This is a genomic window from Saccharopolyspora gloriosae (assembly GCF_014203325.1).
Lineage (GTDB): Bacteria > Actinomycetota > Actinomycetes > Mycobacteriales > Pseudonocardiaceae > Saccharopolyspora_C > Saccharopolyspora_C gloriosae.
On record NZ_JACHIV010000001.1, the window covers coordinates 2,389,553 to 2,409,754 of the forward strand.

Consider the following 20,202-nt stretch of genomic DNA (forward strand, 5'->3'; position numbering starts at 1 on the left):
GTGAGTCGACAGATCCTTCGCCTGCCGGTGTGGCGCGACGAGCCGGTGCCCCCGCCCGCCGCGCCGGCCGGAACCCGGCGGCTCGTCGTGCTCTGCGACGTCCCCGACGCGGCGGTCGCCGAGCTGCGCGAGCGGCTTCCCGAGGTGTCGGTGGCGCGGATCGAACGCCGGGACGACGGCCCCGCCGCGGCCTACGAGCACGCCGCGACCAGGCTGCTCGGCGAGCTCCAGCGGCTGCTGAGCCAGCCCTCCGGCGGGACGTGCACCGTGCAGGTGGTGTGCCAGGAGGGCACGGCGTCCGGCTACGCGGGTCTGCTGGGCATGCTGCGCACCGCCGGGCAGGAGGACCCGGCGCTGCACGGCCACCTCGTCGAGTTCACCCGGCTCCCGTCCGGCGCGGAACTCGCGGAGGTGCTGGAAGCCGAGCTCGGCGGCGGGCAGGTGCACGTGCGCTACGACGGCGGACGCCGCCAGGTCCGCGACCGGGAACCGGCCGCGCGCCCCGAGGCCGCACCGGTGTGGCGTCCCGGTGGCGTCTACCTGATCACCGGCGGCGGGGGCGGTCTCGGCGCGCTGCTGGCCGAGGACATCGCCCAGCAGGCGCCCGGCGCGCACGTCGTCCTGTGTGGACGGTCGAGCGGGAAGTCCGTGCCGCACGGCGAATACCGGACCCTGGACGTCACCGACCGGGCGGCCGTGGCACAACTCGTCGCCGATCTGGTGCGCGCCCACGGGCGCATCGACGGCATCGTGCACGCCGCCGGGCTGATCGACGACGACTACCTGATCCGCAAGTCGCACCAGCGGGCGCAGCGCGTGCTCGCGCCGAAGGTCGCCGGACTGGTGCACCTCGACGAGGCGACGCGGGACCTGCCGCTGGACTTCCTCGTCGCGTTCTCCTCCGGAGCCGGGGCGCTCGGCAACGCGGGCCAGGCCGACTACGCCGCCGCGAACGGGTTCCTCGACGCCTACCAGACCTACCGCGCCGGACTGGTCGCCGCCGGGCGGCGCCACGGGCGCAGCGCCTCCGTCGGCTGGCCGCTGTGGCGCGACGGCGGCATGACCGTCGACGCCGCCGAGGTCCCCGCGCTCACCGCCCGCTTCGGGCACCCGCTGCCGACCGCCACCGCGATGCGCGCCCTGCGCGAAGCGCTGGCGAGCGGCGCACCCCAGCTACTGGTCATCGACGAGGAGGGCGACGTGCAAGCGCAACCGGCGGGGGACCTGCGGGCCCGCGTGCTGCCCGTGTTGAAGGATCTGATCGCGGCGACGGTGCGGCTGGACCCGGCGAAGCTCGACGCGGGCGCGCCGCTGGACTCCTTCGGCATCGACTCGCTCGCCGTGACCCGGCTCAACCGCGAGTTCGCACAGTGGTTCGGCGCGCTGCCCAAGACGCTGCTCTACCAGCACCCGACGCTGCACGACCTCGCCGGGCACCTCGCCGAGCGGCACCCGGAGGGCTGCCTGCGGTGGCTCGCCGACGCGGCGGACACCGTTGGTGCGGCGGAGGAATCGTCCGCGCCCGCACGGACCGAGCAGCGCGCCACCGGTCTCGACGTCCCCGCTGAGCACCCCCGCCGGGCGGCATCCGCCCCACGTGGAGCGCACGGCCCGTCCGGCTCCCGTCCCGCGGACACCACGCGGGACGAGCCCATCGCGATCATCGGGCTCAGCGGGCGCTACCCGGACGCGCCGACCGTGGGAGCGTTCTGGGAGAACCTCCGCACCGGCCGCGACAGCGTCCGCGAGATCCCCGCCGAGCGCTGGTCGCTGGAGGGCTTCTACGAGCCGGACGCGCAGCAGGCCGTGCAGCGGGGCGCCAGCTACAGCAAGTGGGGCGCGTTCCTCGACGACTTCGCCCGCTTCGACGCCGCGTTCTTCGGCATCGCGCCCCGCGAGGCCGCCGACGTGGACCCGCAGGAGCGGTTGTTCGTGGAGAGCGCCTGGTCGGTGCTGGAGGACGCCGGGTACACCCGCGAACGCCTCGCCGAGCGGCACGGCTCCCGCGTCGGCGTGTTCGCCGGGATCACCAAGACCGGCTTCGACCGCAACGGTCCACGAGCGACCGACGGGGTCCCCGGCGCGCCGCGGACCTCGTTCGGATCGCTGGCCAACCGCGTGTCGTACCTGCTGGACCTGCGCGGCCCGAGCATGCCGATCGACACCATGTGCTCGGCGTCGCTGACCGCGATCCACGAGGCCTGCGAGCACCTGCGCCACGGCGCCTGCGAACTCGCCATCGCCGGTGGTGTCAACCTGTACCTGCATCCGTCGACCTACGTGGAGCTGTGCCGGTCGCGGATGCTGGCCGCCGGTCCGGAGTGCCGCAGCTTCGGCGACGGCGGCGACGGTTTCGTGCCCGGCGAGGGCGTGGGTGCGGTGCTGCTCAAGCCGCTGTCGAAGGCCGAGGCCGACGGCGACCCGATCCACGCGGTGATCCTCGGTTCCGCCATCAACCACGGCGGGCGCAGCAACGGCTACACCGTCCCGAACCCGCGCGCGCAGGCCGAGCTGATCCGGGAAGCGCTGGACCGCGCGGGCGTGTCGGCCGACGAGCTGGGCTACGTGGAGGCGCACGGCACCGGGACCGAGCTGGGCGACCCCATCGAGGTCGACGGGCTCACCGAGGCCTTCGCGGGCCGGACCGGCCGGTGCGCGCTCGGCTCGGCGAAGTCGAACATCGGCCACCTCGAAGCCGCCGCGGGCATCGCCGGGCTCACGAAGGCGGTGCTGCAGCTCCAGCACGGCGAGCTCGCCCCCACGCTGCACGCCGAGCGGCCCAACCCGAACATCGACTTCGGCGCGACTCCGTTCACCTTGCAGACCTCGGCGGCGCCGTGGTCCCGGCGCGCGGACGGGGCGCCCCGGATGGCGGGTATCTCCTCGTTCGGCGCGGGCGGCGCCAACGCGCACGTGATCGTCGCCGAGTACGAGCACGTCCCGGAGGCGCCCGCTCCGGAGCGGGCGGTGCTGCTGCCGCTGTCGGCGCGCACCGGCGACGACCTGCTGGCCCGAGCCGAGCAGCTCGCCCGGTGGCTCGACGCCACGACCGAGGTGGACCTGCCCGCCGTCGCCGCGACCCTGCAGCTCGGCCGGGAGCCGATGGACGAACGGGTGTGCTTCGCGGCGAGCACCGCCGGCGCGTGGCGCGAGCAGCTGCGGGCGTTCCTGGCGGACCCCGAGGGCGACGGCGAGTGGTGGCGCGGCCGGGTCCGGGCGACCCGCGAGACGTTGAACGCGTTGGCGGGGAAGGCTGAACTCCGCGCCCTGGTCGCGCAGTGGATCGCCCGCGACGAACTGGCCGAGCTCGCCGCGTTCTGGGCGAAGGGCATGCCGCTGGACTGGAGCGCGCTGGGTTCGGACGCCGCGACGCGGGTGCACCTGCCGAGCTACCCGTTCGCGGGCCGCCGGTTCTGGTTCGAGCCCGCCCGCCCGGAACTCGCCCAGTCCCAGCCGGAACCCGCCGTCGCGCCCGCTGCGGCGCCGCGCGGGGCGACGGCCGCCGAGGTGGAGCAGGTGCTGCTGGACGCGGTCGCCGAAGCCCTGGACATGCCGGCCGCCGAGATCGAGCGCCGCCGCCCGTTCGCCGACTACGGCCTGGACTCGATCCTCGGCGTGAACCTGGTGCACACCCTCAACGCCGCCTTGGACGCCGAGCTGGAGACCACCGACCTGTTCGACCACGGCACGGTCGAGCGCCTGCACGCCTTCCTGCTGGAGTCCTACGGCGACGCGCTCCGGGCGCCCGGGGTGAACGCCGCGGCCACCGCGCAGCCCGCTCGTCCCGCCGCGGCGGCGACGTCCGCCGACCGCGCCCCCGCCGACCGCGCCCCCGCCGACCGCGCCTCTGCCGACGGCGCGGACGACGACGCCATCGCCGTGGTCGGCATGGCGGCGCGCTACGCCGACGCCGAGGACCCGCGCGCCCTGTGGGACCACCTGCTCGCCGGTGCCGACCTGCTGGAACCGGTCACGCGCTGGCCGCTCGGCCCGGAGATCACCTGCCGCTCCGGGAGCTTCCTGCGCGGCATCGACCGGTTCGACCCGGTGTTCTTCGCGATCTCCGGGGTCGAGGCCACCTACATGGACCCGCAGCAGCGGATCTTCCTGGAGCAGTGCTGGAACGCCCTCGAAGACGGCGGCTACACCGGGGAGCGGCTGCGCGACCGCAACTGCGGCGTGTACGTCGGCTGCTACACCGGCGACTACTACGAGCACCTCGACGAAGCCCCGCCCGCGCAGGCGCTGTGGGGCACGATGGGCTCGGTCGTGGCCTCGCGCATCGCCTACCAGCTCGACCTGAAGGGCCCGGCGCTCACCACCGACACCTCCTGCTCCAGTTCGCTGGTGGCGCTGCACCTGGCCTGCCGCGACCTGCGCTCCGGGGCCGCCGACATGGCGATCTCCGGCGGAGTGTTCGTGCAGACCACGCCCCGGCTGTACCGCTCGGCCAGCCGCGCCGGGATGCTCTCGCCGTCCGGGCGCTGCCACGGTTTCGACTCCCGCGCCGACGGGTTCGTGCCGGGTGAGGGCGCGGGCGCGGTGCTGCTCAAGCGGCTCGCCGACGCCGAGCGCGACGGCGACCACGTCTACGGCGTCGTCCGCGCCTCCGGCACCAACCAGGACGGCACCACCAACGGCATCACCGCACCCAGCGCCGCCTCCCAGGAGCAGCTGCTGCGCGACGTGCACGCCGAGGGCGGCATCGCACCGGGCGGCATCCAGCTCGTCGAGGCGCACGGCACCGGGACGCAGCTCGGCGACCCCATCGAGTTCCGCGCGCTCAGCCGCGCCTTCGCCGGAGCCCCGGCCGGGGGAGCGGTGCTCGGGTCGATCAAGAACAACCTGGGCCACACCCAGTTCGCGGCGGGCATCGCCGGAGTCGTGAAGTCGTTGCTGGCGCTGGAGAACCGGCGCATCCCCGGCTCCCCGGACTTCGCCGAGCCCAACCGCGCGGTGGCGCTGGAGGGCAGCCCGTTCCGCATCGAGCGGTCCGCGCGGACCTGGCAGGCGCCGCCGGCCGGGCCGCGCCGCGCGGCGGTGAGCTCGTTCGGCGCCAGCGGCACCAACGCCCACGTCGTGCTGGAGGAGCACTCCGCGGCCCGGCCCGCCGACCCCGGTGGGGAGCACGCCTTCCTGCTCTCGGCGCGCACGCCCGCCGCGCTGCGCGCCGTCGTGGAGCGGCTGCTCGCGCACCTCGACCGGGAACCCGCGCTGCCCGCCGGTGCGGTGGCGTACAGCCTCGCGGCCGGTCGCGGCCACTTCCCGCACCGGCTCGCCACCGTCGCCGCCGACCTGCCCGCGCTGGCCGCGCGGCTGCGCGGCTGGCTGGCCGGATCCGCCGACGACGCCGTGCTGACCGGCGAGACCGCGGCCGACCCGCGCACCGCCGACGGCGCGCGGGCGCAATCCCCGGCCGAGCTGGCGCGGGCCTACGTGCGCGGCGAGGTCGACCGCTTCGGCGAGCACTTCCCGGCCGCCGCGCGGTACCAGGTCTCGCTGCCGACCTACCCGTTCGAGCGGCAGCGCTACTGGATCGACCGGCCCGCCGCGCAGATCGCCGCCGAGCCGCCGGCGGAGCGCACCGAACGGCCGGGCGCGCACCGGCTCCGCCTCACCGGCGAGGAGTTCTTCCTCGCCGACCACCACGTCAACGGCCGGGCGGTGCTGCCGGGCGTGCTGTCGCTGGAGGTGGCCCGCCAGGCGGCCACCGGCGACCGGAGCACGCCGGTGCGGTTGCGCGACGTCGTGTGGCCCGCGCCGTTCCCCGTGCAGCAGCAGGGCGCGGAGCTCAGCGTGCAGCTCGACGGCGAGGCGTTCCGGGTGCTGCGCGACGGCTCCGAGGTGCACGCCCAGGGCCGCATCGGCACTCCCGGCGCCCCGGAGCCCGTCGCGCTGGCGGAGCTGCGGGCTCGCTGCGGCCTGCGCACCCTGTCGCGGCAGCAGTGCCACGACGCCCTCGAAGCCGTCGGCATCCGCCACGGCGACCGGCTGCGCGCCATCGACGAACTGTCCATAGGAGACGGTGAGGTGCTGGCGCGGCTCGTGCTGCCCCCGGGCGCGCACGACGCGGAGTTCGCGCTGCACCCGGCGATGCTCGACAGCGCCATCCAGGCCGTCGTCGGGCTGCACGGCGACGCCACCGGCGCGCTCGCCGAACGCGCCGGCGCCCCCGCGCTGCCGTTCGCGCTGGACATCATCGACATCTTCGCCCCCACCTCCGAGCGCATGTGGGCCCACCTGCGCCACACCGCGGGCTACGAGCCCGCGGCCGACCGGGACGTGACCAAAGTGGACATCGACCTCTACGACGACGGCGGACGCCTCAGCGCGAGCCTGCGCGGCTACGCCTCCCGCCAGGTGACCGGCCCGGCGGGCGACGCCCCGAAAGCGACGCTGCTCGCCCCGGTGTGGGACGCGCTGCCCGCCGAGGACACCCCGCGCTGGCCCGCTCCGGGCGCGCGGGTGGTGCTGCTGGGCGGCGACGCCGCCGAGCAGGCCGAACTGCGGCGGCTGCACCCGACGGCGACCGTGCTCGACCTCCGCGCCGGCGAACCGGCCGAGCAGCTCGCGACCCGGCTGCCCGCCGACGTCGAGCACGCCATCTGGATCGCCCCCGCCACGGACACCGCGGCCGACGCGCCGATCGCGCTGTTCCGCCTGGTGAAGGCGCTGCTCGCCGGTGGCGCCGACGCGCGCGAACTCGGCATCACCGTCGTCACCCGCGGCGGTCGCCTGCTGCCCGGCGACACCGGCGGCGACCCGGCGCAGGCCGGGGTGCACGGCCTCGCGGGCACGCTCGCCAAGGAGTACCCGCACTGGCACTGCCGCGTCGCCGACGTCGCCGGACCGGTGCCGTGGGCGCAGCTGCTCGCGCTGCCCGCCGATGCGCGCGGTGAAGCGCTGGCCCACCGCCACGGTGAGTGGTACCGCCAGCGGCTGCTCGAAGTCGCCGAACCGGGAACGGCGCACGAGGCACCGGAACCGGGCGGCGTGCTCGTCGCCATCGGCGGCGCCGGGGGCATCGGCGTCGTGTGGACCGAGCACATGATGCGCCGCCACGGCGCCCAGGTCGTGTGGATCGGCCGCCGCCCGCTGGACGCCGAGATCGCCGCGAAGCAGGACGCCCTCGCCGCGCACGGACCCAAGCCGGACTACGTGCAGGCCGACGCCACCGACCGCGACGCGCTGGCCCGCGCCCGCGACGAGATCGTGCGCCGCCACGGCCCGGTGCGCGGTGTGCTGCACACCGCGATCGTGCTCGGCGACCAGACGTTGGCGCGGATGGACGAGCAGCGGTTCCGCACGACGTTCGCGGTGAAGGCCGGCGTGTCGGTGAACCTGGCCGAGGTGTTCGCCGGGCAGCCGCTGGAGTTCGTCGCGTTCTTCTCCTCGATGCAGGCGTTCTTCAAGGCGCCCGGCCAGGCCAACTACGCGGCGGGATGCACCTTCGGCGACGCCTACGCCGAACGCCTCGAAGCGCGGCTGGGCTGCCCGGTGAAGGTGATGAACTGGGGTTACTGGGCCGGGGTCGGCATCGTCACCGCCGACGGCTACCGGCAGCGGATGGCGCAGCTCGGCCTGGGCTCCATCGAACCGCACGAGGGCATGGCCGCGTTCGACGCGCTGCTGGCCTCCCCGCACCGGCAGCTGGCGCTGCTCAAGGCCACCGATTCCCGCAGCATCGACGGGCTCTACTCCGAGGACGCCGTCACCGGGCTGCCCGCCACCGTCCCGTCGCTGATCACCGAGCTCCGCGACGGCAGGCCGGACCGGCAGGCGGAGGTCGCGAGCCTGCGGGCCAGCGCCGACGGGCACGCGGGTTCGATGCACGACGCGCTGGTGCGGATCACCTGGGCGCTGCTGCGTTCGCTGGGCCTGTTCGGCGACGACCGCTCCGCCACCGCGGCCGAGTGGCGCGCCGCCGGCGGCATCCAGGACCGCTACCAGCGCTGGACGGAGCACAGCCTCACCGTGCTCGCCGAAGCCGGGCACCTGCGCCACGACGGCGACCAGCGCTACTCCAGCACCGACACCCGCCCGGTGTCCCTGGACGCGGCGTGGACCGAGTGGGACCGCGACAAGGACCGGTGGGTCGCCGAGGAGGCCAAGCGCGCGCAGGCCGTGCTGGTCGACACGACGCTGCGGGCGCTGCCGGACATCCTCACCGGGCGCCGTCCCGCGACCGACGTGATGTTCCCGAACACCTCGCTGGAACTGGTCGAGGCGGTCTACAAGAACAACCCCGTCGCCGACTACTTCAACGACGTTCTCGCCGACACCCTCGTCGACTACCTGGAGCGCAGGCTCGCCGCCGACCCCGCGGCGAAGCTGCGCATCCTGGAGATCGGCGCGGGCACCGGCGGCACCAGCGCCGTGGTGTTCCGGCGGTTGCGGCCGTGGGCGCAGCACGTCGAGACCTACCGCTACACCGACATCTCCAAGGCGTTCCTGCTGCACGCCAAGAAGACCTACAGCGACATCGCGCCTTACCTGGACGGGCGGATCTTCAACGCGGAGAAGCCGCTCGCCGGGCAGGACACCGATCCGGGGCAGTTCGACGTGGTGATCGCCACCAACGTCCTGCACGCCACCCGCAACATCCGCAACACGCTGCGCAACGCCAAGGCTGCCGCGCGCCCGAACGCGGTGCTGCTGCTCAACGAGCTGTCCGACAACATCGTGTTCAGCCACCTCACGTTCGGGCTGCTCGACGGGTGGTGGCTCTACGACGACCCGGCGCCGCGCATCGCCGGCTCTCCCGGCCTGGCGCCGCGCGACTGGCAGCGGGTGCTCGGCGAGGTCGGGTTCGGCTCGGCGTTCGTCGGGGCGGAAGGAGCCGACGACCTGGGCCAGCAGGTGATCGTCGCCGAGAGCGACGGACTCGTGCGCCAGCCCCGGCCGGACGGCGCGTCGGCGTTCCGCGGCGCGCTGCCCGAGGCGGCCCCGGTCGTGGCGGAAACGCCCGTCGTGGCAGCGGAACCCGTCGCGAACGGCGAGGCCGTGATCGCGGTGTCCACTTCGGACTTCGGTGATCGCGAGGAGCGGTTGCGGGGGGCGGCGCGGGACTTCTTCCGCGGCCTGGTCGCGGACACGCTGCAACTGCCGGTGTCCGACATCCGCGGCGACGTGTCCTTCGACCGCTACGGCATCGACTCCATCCTGGTCGTGCAGCTGACCGACGCGGTCCGCAAGGTGCTCGACAACGTCGGCAGCACCCTGTTCTTCGAGGTGCGCACCATCGACGGCCTGGTCGGCCACTTCCTGCGCACCCAGCCCGACGCGCTCGCCGAACTCGTCGGCCTCACCGACGAACCGGCCGCACCGGCTCCGGCGGCGCCCGCTCCTGTCGTGCCCGCCGCGACGCGGCCGGTCGAGGTGTCCGCCCCGGCTCCCGAGCCGAAGTCCGCCGAGGGCACCGCCATCGCCGTCGTCGGCATGGCCGGGCGCTACCCCGGCGCCCGCGACCTCGACGAGTTCTGGTCCAACCTGCTCGCGGGCCGCGACAGCATCACCGAGGTCCCAGTGCAGCGCTGGGACCACGACCGCTACTTCGACGCGCGCCGCGGCGTGCCCGGCAAGACCTACACCAAGTGGGGCGGGTTCCTCGACGGCGTCGACGAGTTCGACCCGCTGTTCTTCGGGATCTCGCCGAAGGCGGCGTCCACGATGGACCCGCAGGAGCGGCTGTTCCTGCAGACCGCCTACTCGACGCTGGAGGACGCCGGCTACACCCGCGACGCGCTGCGCGCCGCCGCCCGCGCCCGCGTGGGGGCCGACGCCGGGGACGTGGGCGTGTTCGTCGGCGCCATGTACTCCGAGTACCAGCTCTACGGCGCGGAGCGCAGCGCCCTCGGCGACCCGGTAGTGGTGCCCGGCAGCCTCGCCTCCATCGCGAACCACGTGTCGTACTTCTTCGACGCGGGCGGCCCCAGCGTCGCCGTCGACACCATGTGCGCCTCGGCGCTGACCGCGATCCACCTGGCCATCGCCGCCATCGAGCGCGGCGAGTGCGGCGCGGCGCTGGCCGGGGGCGTGAACCTGTCGCTGCACCCGAGCAAGTACCTCATGATCGGGGAGAGCCAGTTCGCCGCGAGCGACGGCCGCTGCCGCAGCTTCGGCGAGGGCGGTGACGGCTACGTGCCCGGTGAGGGCGTCGGCGCGGTGCTGCTGCGCCCGCTGGCCGACGCGCTCGCCGACGGGGACCGGGTGCTCGGCGTGATCCGGGGCAGCGCCGTCAACCACGGCGGCCACACCCACGGCTTCACCGTGCCCAACCCGAACGCGCAGGCCGCCGTCATCCGCAACGCCTGGCGCCGGTCCGCCGTGGACCCGCGCGACATCGGCTACATCGAGGCCCACGGCACCGGCACCTCGCTGGGCGACCCCATCGAGGTCGCCGGTCTGTCGGCCGCGTTCGGCGAGTTCACCGCCGACCGCGAGTTCTGCGCCCTCGGCTCGGCGAAGTCCAACGTGGGGCACCTGGAGTCGGCGGCGGGCATCGCGGGCCTGAGCAAGCTGCTGCTGCAGCTGCGCCACGGCACCCTCGTCCCGTCGCTGCACGCGGAGCGCACCAACCCGAACATCGACTTCGCGCAGAGCCCGTTCGTGCTCCAGCGCGAAGCCGCGCCGTGGCGGCGCGACGGGGACAAGCCGCGCCTGGCAGGGCTGTCCTCGTTCGGCGCGGGCGGTGCGAACGCGCACCTGCTCGTCGAGGAGCACCGCGCGCCCGAGCCGTCGCCGCGCGCGGCGGAACCGGTCGTGGTGGTGCTCTCGGCCGCCGACGCCGACCGGTTGCGCGCGTCGGCCGGCCGGTTGCGCGACGCGCTGCGCGCGGGCGACTGGTCGGACGCGGACCTCACCGACATCGCCTACACGCTGCAGGTGGGCCGGGAGGCGATGAGCGCCCGGTTCGCCGTGGTGGTGCGCGACCTGGCGGGGCTGATCGACGCGCTGGACACCTGCGCGGGCGGCGGCACGCCCGACGGCGGCCACGTCGAGACCGGCAGTCGCGGCGCGGCAAAGGGGTTCATCGCCGACGACGACTTCCAGGAGACCGTGGTGCGCTGGGCGCGGCGCGGCAAGCTCGCCCCGCTCGCGGAGGCCTGGGCCAGCGGACTGCACGTGGACTGGGCGCGGGTGCACGCCGACGGACCCCGGCCGCGCAAGGTCGGGCTGCCGGGCTACCCGTTCGCCCGGGAGAAGTACTGGTACACCGACGGCCTCGCGGAACTCCCGCAGCGCCCGGAAACCCCGGTGGCGCACCAGGTTTCGAGCACGCCGGTCACTGCTGAGCGAGCCGGCGCGCAGGTCACCGGTGCCACCGCTCCGATCGCCGCCCAGCGCGTCGGCTCCCAGGTCACCGCACCTGCCGGACCGGTCGCGGGGGCGCACGAGATCCCCGCGGGCGACCTCACGCTGCACCCGGTGTGGGAGCCGACGCGGCTGCTGCGCGGCAAGCCCTTCCCGAGCGACCGCTCCCGGCTGATCGCCATCGGCCTGGCCGCCGAGCAGCTGGCCGCGCTGCGCGACCGGTACTCGCAGGTCGTGGAGCTCGGCGCCGACGACGCGGCGGCCCTGGCCACCGCGGGTCCCGTCGACCACGTGATCATGCGGTTCCCCACCCGCGTCCTGACCGGCGCCGACGCGCAGATCGCCGAGCAGCGCGCCGCCACCCGCCGCATGTTCCGGGTGCTGCGCGCGATCACCGCGCTCGGCCTTGCGGACGAGCCGCTCGGCCTGACGCTGATCACGCACGGCGCGTTCGACCCGAGCGGCACCGAGACGGCCGACCCGGCGCAGGCCGGGCTGCACGGCCTGCTCGGCGGGCTCGCGAAGGAGCAGCCGCACTGGCGGCTGCGCGCGGTCGACCTCGCCGACGGTGAACCGTTCGTCCCGGCCGAGGTCTTCGCGCTGCCCGCGGACCGGCGCGCGCACCCGTTCGCGCGCCGCGGCGGCCAGTACCTGCGCAGGCAGCTGCTGCCCGTGGAACCCACCCCGGAACCGGCGAACCCGGTGCTGCGCCGCGGCGGCGTGTACGTGCTCGTCGGCGGCGCCGGTGACCTCGGCGTCATGCTCACCGAGTACCTGCTGCGCGCCCACGACGCCCGCGTGGTGTGGGTGGGCCGCCGCGCCGAGGACGACGGCATCCGGGAGAAGGCGGCGCGGGTCGCCGCCGGCGGCCGCGCTCCCGAGTACCTGCCCGCCGACGCCGCCGACCCGGCGGCGCTGGCCGCGCTGCGCGACGAGGTGCTGCGCCGCCACGGCCGAATCGACGGCCTGGTGCACCTGGCCATGGTGTTCAGCCACACCCCGCTCGCCGAGATGAGCGAGGCCGAACTGGACGCCACGCTGGGCGCGAAGGTCGACCCGTGCGTGCACTTCGCGGACGTGTTCGCGGGGCACCGGCTGGACTTCATCCTGCTGATCTCGTCGCTGGTGAGCTTCATCCGCAACGCCAACCAGGCGCACTACTCGGCGGCCTGCGCGTTCGAGGACGCGCGGGCGGCGGAGCTGCGCAAGAGCCTCGGGTTCCCGGTGAAGGTCGTGAACTGGGGCTACTGGGGCAACGTCCCCGACGAGCTGCTGCGCGACGTGACCGCGATGGGCCTGGCTCCGATCGACGTGGCCACCGCGATGGGCGCGATCGAACGGCTGCTGGCCGGGCCGCTGGACCAGATCGGGTTCATGCGCCTCGGCAGGCCGCTGCCGGTCGAGGGCGCGCTGACCGGCGAAACCCTGAGCCTGCACCCGCACGGCCCGGCCGCGCAGGTCGAGCCGGCGCCGGTGGCGCTGCCCGCCGGGCTCGCCGAGTACCACGCGGGTCCGGTGCCCGCGGAGATCGACGCGGCGCTGCACCGCTGCCTGGCGGCGGAACTGCGCGGCACGGGGCTGGATCCGGCGGGCGACGTCGAGCAGTGGAAGGCGCGCAACGGCGTCGCCGCACGTTTCGACGGCTGGCTGACCGCGACGCTGCGCACCCTCACCGAGCACGGCCTGATCGACGCCGCGGGCCGCTGGAGCCCCGGCACCGAGGACGCCGCGGCGTGCCGCGCGGAGTGGCTGCGCGGCGCCGAGCGCTGGGCGGAGCTGAACTCCGACCTGCGCGCCCCGCTGCGGCTGCTGGAGCGCACCCTGCCCGCGCTGGCCGACATCCTGCGCGGCACCACCACCGCGACCGACGTGCTGTTCCCGCAGGGCTCGTTCGACCTGGTGTCCGGGGTGTACCGGGACAACCGGGTCGCCGAGCACTTCAACGCGGTGCTCGCCGAACAGGTCGTCGCCTTCCTGCGCGCCCGCCGCGCGGCCGACCCGGCCGCGACGCTGCGGGTGCTGGAGGTCGGCGCCGGTACCGGCGGCACCACCGGACCGGTGCTGGAAGCCTTGGCGCGCAACGGGATCGACGTGGCGGAGTACTGCTACACCGACCTGTCGCAGGCGTTCCTGCACAACGCGCAGGACACCTTCGGGCCCGGCCGGGACTTCCTGACCTACCGCCTGTTCGACGCGGCGAAGCCGCCGCACGGCCAGGGTCTCGCCACCGGCGCGTTCGACGTGGTGATCGCCGCGAACGTGCTGCACGCGACCGAGAACATCCGGCCCGCGCTGCGGCACTCGAAGGCGCTGCTGCGCGGCGGCGGGATGCTGGCGCTCAACGAGATCAGCGGCTTCTACCTGGTCAACCACCTGACGTTCGGGCTGCTCGACGGCTGGTGGCTCTACGACGACGCCGAACTGCGCGCTCCCGGCAGTCCCGCGCTCTCGCCGCACAGCTGGCGCCGGGTGCTGCACCAGGAGGGCTTCGCCGAGATCGGGCACCCGGCGGCGGACTCGCTGTCGCTGGGGCAGCAGATCGTCGTCGCCCGCAGCGACGGCAAGGCCCGCGGCCCGCGCGGCGGAAACCCCGACGCGGCGGCGGAATCCGCCCCGCAGGCTCCGGCACCCGTCGTCGAGCAGGCGCCGGTCGCCGACGTGTCGGTGGCGGACGTGGTGCTGGCGGCGCTCGCCGAAGCACTGCGGATGCCCGCCGAGCGGATCGGGCTGGAGCAGGCCTTCGCCGACTACGGGCTGGACTCCATCGTCGGCGCGAAGTTCGTGCAGCGGCTCAACGAGGAACTCGGCGTCGACCTGCTGACCACGGTCATCTTCGATTACCGCAGCGTCACGCAGCTCGCCGAGCACATCGCCGAGAGCCACGACCCGCGACTGCCCGCCCCGGTGGCACCGGCCGCCCCGGTGGCTCCCGCCGCACCGGTCGCGCCGCCGCAGGTCGCGCCGCCCGCCCCCGCGCCGCAGACCGTGACCTCCGCCCCGGCACCCGCCGGTGGCGGGCAGCGGGAGCCGATCGCCATCGTCGGCATCAGCGGCCGGTTCGCCGGATCTCCGGACCTGGACGCCCTGTGGGCGCACCTGGCCGCGGGCGACGACCTCGTCGGCCCCATCGAGCGCTGGGACCTGTCCGATGTGGACGACCTGACCTGCCGAGCGGGCAGCTTCCTCGACGGCATCGACGAGTTCGACGCGAACTTCTTCAACCTCACCGGCATCGAGGCCACCTACACCGACCCGCAGCAGCGCCTGTTCCTGGAGCAGGCCTGGACGGCGCTGGAGAACTCCGGGCACGCGAGCGCCGAGCTCAGCGGGCGCCGCTGCGGGGTGTACGCCGGGTGCACCGGCGGCGACTACGCCGAGTGGTTCGAGCAGGCGCCGCCCGCGCAGGCCGCGTGGGGCAACGCCCCGTCGGTGGTGCCGGGCCGCGTCGCCTACCACCTGAACCTGCACGGACCCGCCATCGCGGTGGACACGGCGTGCTCCAGTTCGCTGGTCGCCGTGCACCTCGCCTGCCAGGGCCTGTGGGCGGGGGAGACCGAACTCGCCATCGCGGGCGGGGTCAGCGTCACCACCACCCCGGACACCCAGCTGGCCGCGGGCCGCGGCGGCATGCTCTCGCCGACCGGGCGCTGCCACACCTTCGACGCCGCCGCCGACGGCTTCGTGCCCGGTGAGGGCGTGGGAGTCGTGGTGCTGCGCCGGTTGTCCGACGCGCTCGCCGACGGCGACCACGTGCACGCCGTGATCCGCGGTTCGGCGGTGAACCAGGACGGCGCCACCAACGGCATCACCGCGCCCAGCGCGCTGTCCCAGGAGCGGCTGATCCGCCAGGTGCACGCCGACTTCGGCATCGACCCGGCGGAGATCGGCGTCATCGAGGCGCACGGCACCGGCACCCAGCTCGGCGACCCGCTCGAATGCCAGGCGTTGAGCGCGGCGTTCTCCGGTGCGCCGGGGCCGATCGCGCTCGGGTCCATCAAGACGAACCTCGGGCACACCACCTCGGCGGCGGGCGTCGCCGGGCTGCTCAAGCTGGTGCTCGCGCTGCGGCACGGCCAGATCCCGGCCTCGCTGCACTACCGGGAGCAGAACCCGGCGATCCGGCTCGACGGCGGTCCGCTGCACGTGAACACCGCGTTGCGACCGTGGGAACCGAACGCGCGCGGTGGACGCGCGGCGGGGCTCAGCGGCTTCGGGTTCAGCGGCACCAACGGGCACCTCGTCGTCGGCGACGCCCCGGTTCCCGCGCGCGGCAACACCGGTGGCACCCACCTGTTCGTGCTCTCCGCGCCGAAGCAGGACGTGCTGCGGCAGCGCGCCGAGGACCTGCTGGCGCACCTGCGCCGCACCCCGGACGCGGTGCTCGGCGACGTCGCCCGCACCCTCGCGCTCGGGCGGGACCACTACGCGCAGCGGGCCGCGTTCGTCGCGGCGAGACGGGATTCGCTGCTGCGGCAGCTGGAGACCTGGCTCGCGGGCGGCGTCGTCGAGGGCGACCGCGGCGACGCGCACGAACTCGCCCGCACCAGGTACCTGGAGGGCACGCCCGCGGACCTGGCGGGCCTGTTCACCGGACTCGACGTGCGGCGGACCCCGCTGCCGACGTACCCCTTCCAGCGCAAGAGCTACTGGGTCACCTCGGAGCTGCCCGCGCGCGGTTCCGCGCAACCCCGCGCGGAGGTCCCGGTGGCGCCGGAGGCCCCGGTCCCGGCGGCGCTGGACGACACGGCGGTGCGCTACCTCGTCGGCGAGCGCGTGCTGGGCGAGCTGTCCCGCGTGCTCATGATGGAACCCGACGAGATCGACCCGCAGGCGTCGTTCTCCGATTTCGGCGTCGACTCCATCCTCAGCGTGAAGCTGGTGCGGGCGGTGAACGAGGCGCTCGGCGTGGACCTGGCGAGCACGGCGCTGTTCGAGCACAGCTCGCTGGAGCGGCTCGTCGAGCACCTGCTGGCGCGCTACGGCGCCGAACTCCGCACGTCCGGCACGCTCGGCGGCGCGGCGGAGCAGGCCCTGGCGGAAGCGCCGCTGGAGGCGCTGCCCGCGACGGGCTTCGACGTCACCGGCGCGCAGAAGTCCAGCGGTGCCAACGGAGCCGCCGCGAACGGGTCGCTCGCGAACGGGAACGGATCGCAGGTCGCGAACGGTGCGAACGGCCACGGCTCGGCGAACGGCCACGGATCGGCGAATGGCCACGGATCGGCGAATGGCCACGCCTCGGCGAACGGACACGGCGCCCCCGGCGAATCGCCGCACGGCGCCTCCTCCGGCGGAGCCCACCTGCCCGACGAGGGCATCGCCGTGGTGGGCCTGGCCGCGCGGTTCGCGCAGTCCCCGGACGCCGAGGCGCTGTGGAGCCACCTCGCTGCCGGTGACGACCTCGTCGGCGACGTCACGCGCTGGGACCTGCGCGCCGAGCTCGGCGCGGACGTGCCGCGCCAGCAGGGCAGCTTCGTCGAGGACATCGACCGCTTCGACGCCTGGTTCTTCCGGATGTCCGGCAAGGAGGCCACCTACACCGACCCGCAGCAGCGCATCTTCCTGGAGGAGTGCTGGCACGCCCTGGAGGACGCCGGCTACGCCGGGGAACGCCTCGACGGCAGCGGCTGCGGCGTCTACGTCGGCGGGCCGCCCAGCGACTACCAGCAGCTCATCGGCGAGGACGCGCCCCCGCAGACCTTGTGGGGCAACATCTCCTCGGTCATCGCCTCGCGGATCTCGTACTTCCTGGACCTGCAAGGCCCGGCGATCTCGGTGGACACGGCGTGCTCCAGCTCGCTGGTCGCCATCCACCAGGCCTGCCAGGACCTCCGCCAGGGCGCCACGTCGATGGCGCTGGCCGGTGGCGTGTTCATCCAGTCCACGCCGATCTTCTACCGGTCCGCGGTGCGGGCGAACATGCTCTCCACCCGGGGCCGCTGCCACACCTTCGACTCCCGCGCCGACGGCTTCGTGCCCGGTGAGGGAGCCGGGGTGATCGTGCTCAAGCGGCTGTCCGACGCGCTCGCCGACGGCGACCACGTGTACGGCGTGATCCGCGGTTCCGGGGTGAACCAGGACGGCACCACCAACGGGCTCACCGCGCCCAGCGCCGGATCGCAGGAGCGGCTGCTGCGCGGCGTGTACGAGCGCACCGGGGTGGACCCGGCGAGCGTGCAGCTCGTCGAGGCGCACGGCACCGGCACCCCGCTGGGCGATCCGATCGAGTTCTCCGCGCTGCGCGGCGCTTTCGGTGACGCGCCGGCCGGGGGCACCGCGCTCGGCTCGATCAAGACGAACGTGGGCCACACCCAGTTCGCGGCGGGCGTGGCCGGGGTGCTCAAGGTGCTGCTGGCGCTGGAGCACGAGCAGCTGCCGCCGACGCTGCACTTCCAGGAGCTCAACCCGGAGATCTCCCTCGACGGCAGCCCGTTCCACGTGAACACCGAGCTGCGCCCGTGGCCCGCTCCGGCGAGCGGCCCGCGCCGCGCGGCGGTGAGCTCGTTCGGCGCGGCGGGCACCAACGTGCACGCCGTCATCGAGCAGGCCCCGGCCGCCTCCGGCGGGCACGCCGACCGCGCCGGGTGGCTCGTGGTGCTGTCCGGGCAGGACGAGGACGTGCGCCGGGAGCAGGTGCGGCGGCTGCTCGCGCACGCCGAGGCGCACGAGGACCTCGACGTGGGCCAGGTGTCCTACACGGCGGCGACCGGGCGCAGGCACTGCGCCCACCGCTGGGCGGCCGTCGTCGCCGACCGGGGCGAGCTGATCACCGCGCTGCGGACCTGGCTGCGCGACGGCCGCGCCGAGCGGGTCGTCACCGGCACCGCCGCCGACGGCCACCGCCGTCAGGACCCGGCCGAGCTGAGCCGGATCCAGCGGTTGCTGACTGCTGGCGACGACCCGGCGGCGCTGCGGGAACTGGCCGATGCCTTCGCGCGGGGCGCGGACATCCGCTTCGCGCCGCTGTTCGCCGACGGCGGGTTCCGGATCACCTCGCTGCCGCCCTACCCGTTCGCGGGGGAGCGGTACTGGGTCGGTTCCCGCGAGCAGGCTCCGGCGGGGTCCCCGCTGGCCGGGCGCGAGGTCGACGGCGGCTACGCGGTGGAGCTGACGGGGCGCGAGTTCTTCCTCGACGACCACCGGGTGCGGACGGTGCCGGTGCTGCCCGGCGTGGCGTACCTGGAACTGGCCTGCGCGGCGGCGCGAGCGGACGGCGTCGAACCGGTGGAGACCCGGCTGCGCAACGTCGTCTGGTCCCGGCCGTTGGAGGTCACCGGACCGGTCACCGCCGAGATCGCCCTGCACGAGCAGGGAGACGGCTTCGGCTTCGAGATCACCACGCCCGCCGGAGCGCACGGCCAAGGACGCGTCGAACGGTGCGCGGCCGAGTCGGCCGCACCGCTGGACGTCGAGGCCCTGCGCGAGCGCTGCGCTCGCCGGGTGTCGCACGAGGAGTTCTACGCGCACTTCGACCGGATGGGCATCGGCTACGGCCCCGCCTTCCGCGGGGTGCGGGAGCTGCACGTGGGCGACGGGCTGGCCGTGGCCCGGCTGCGGCTGCCGGAGGCGGCCGGCACGGCGGGCTGGACGCTGAACCCGGCGATGCTCGACGCCGCCGTGCAGGCCACCCTCGGGCTGTCGTTGTCCGGCTCCGCCGAGGTCGCGGCGGCGCTGCCGTTCGTGCTCGAAGAGGTGCGGGTGCTCGCGCCGAGCCCCGCCGCCGGGTGGGCCGTGGTGCGGCCCGCCGCGCACGACCGCGGCGGTGCGGTGCGGCGGATGGACGTCGATCTCTGCGACGAGCAGGGCGCGGTGTGCGTGCGGCTGCTCGGCTTCACCGCCCGGCTGCTCGCCGCCGAACCGGAAGCATCCGGACAGGACGGTTCCGAGCTGGTGCTGATGACCACCGGCTGGCGTGCCGCCGCACCCGCGGACGTCGCGGAAGCGCCCGCGCGGCACGAGGTTCTGCTGGCCGTGCCCGGCGTCGACCCGCGCGCGATCCAGGACGAGCTGCAGGTGCCGTGCACGGCGCTGCCGCAGGACGCCGACCTCGCGGAAGGTTTCGCCCGGCAGGTCGAGGCGGTGCTGGCGCGACTGCGCCCCGCGATCCGCGCGACCCGCGAAGGCCGGGTGCTGCTGCAGGTGGCGGTGCCCGCGCACGGGATCTCGGCCGCGCTGGCGGGCCTGCTGCGCACCGCTCGCCTGGAGCACCCGAAGCTCGCGGCCCAGCTCGTCGAGGTGGACGCGACGATCAGCCCCACCGAGCTGGCCGCGCACCTGCGGGCCGAGGCCCGCACGGACGCGGTGGTGGTCCGCCGCACCGGCGGGAACCGCGCAGTGCCGCAGTGGACCGAACTCTCGGGTGCGCCGGAAACCCCGCCGTGGCGGGCGGGCGGTACCTACCTGATCACCGGTGGCGCGGGCGGTCTCGGCGCGGTGTTCGCCCGCGAGATCGCGGCCCGAGCTCCCGGCGCGCACCTGGTGCTCGCCGGGAGCTCGCCGGAAGGCCCCGCGCAGCGCGCCCTGCTGGACGAGCTCGTCGACGCGGGGGCTCGGGCGAGCTACCGCGCGCTCGACGTCACCGACCGCGCGGCGGTCGAGCTCCACGTGCGCGAGGTCGTCGCCGAGCACGGCGGACTGCACGGCGTGCTGCACCTCGCCGGGGTGCTGCGGGACGGCTACCTGGCGCAGAAGGACGACGCCGAGGTCCGCGAGGTGCTGGCCGCGAAGGCGGCCGGGTTCGCGCACCTCGACGAGGCGACCGCGGACCTGGACCTGGACTGCTTCATCGGGTTCTCCTCGTTGTCCGCGTTCGGCAACACCGGGCAGGGCGACTACGCGGCGGCCAACGCCTTCCTGGACGCCTACGCCGCGCACCGCCACGACCTGGTCGCC

1 protein-coding gene (running past one end of the window) is annotated in these 20,202 nt (G+C 74.9%); it reads left to right on the forward strand.

Annotated elements, in window-relative coordinates:
- Nucleotides 1-20,202, forward strand: the 5' portion of a protein-coding gene (locus BJ969_RS10730; protein WP_184478798.1) for an SDR family NAD(P)-dependent oxidoreductase. Its footprint extends 3,822 nt past the window's final position; the window shows 20,202 of its 24,024 coding nt (coding positions 1-20,202); its start codon is at nt 1-3; its stop codon lies off the right edge, out of view.